Raw genomic sequence first — 244 nt, 5'->3', positions numbered from 1 at the left:
GTTTTATCCCAGCCCAATTGCCGTGCTTCTAACGCTTCTCTTAAAGTAGCGACCCCGATACCATCTGCTTGCTGTAACGCTGGTAGGACGGCGGCGACACCATGTCCATAGGCATTGGCTTTTACCATCGCAAGGACGTTAGATTTTGGTGCTAACGCTTTTACTTGATTAAGATTATGAGTAATGGCGGCAGGCTTGATAGTGATTGTGCGCATAATCGTCTTCTTTTTTAGCAAAGTGATGA

Annotated in this window: 1 protein-coding gene; it reads right to left on the bottom strand. The window is 45.9% G+C overall.

The features are described 5' to 3' along the window. The coding region (locus AAEY75_RS16655) for an alanine racemase (protein ID WP_352260269.1) at nt 1-215 on the bottom strand (215 nt) is incomplete at its 3' end. Nucleotides 216-244 lie beyond the last annotated feature (29 nt).

Origin of the sequence: Psychrobacter sp. TB55-MNA-CIBAN-0194 (assembly GCF_040309505.1) — a bacterium.
In the GTDB taxonomy this organism is placed as follows: Bacteria; Pseudomonadota; Gammaproteobacteria; order Pseudomonadales; family Moraxellaceae; genus Psychrobacter; species Psychrobacter fozii.
This window is presented reverse-complemented; position numbering and strand designations above follow the sequence as displayed.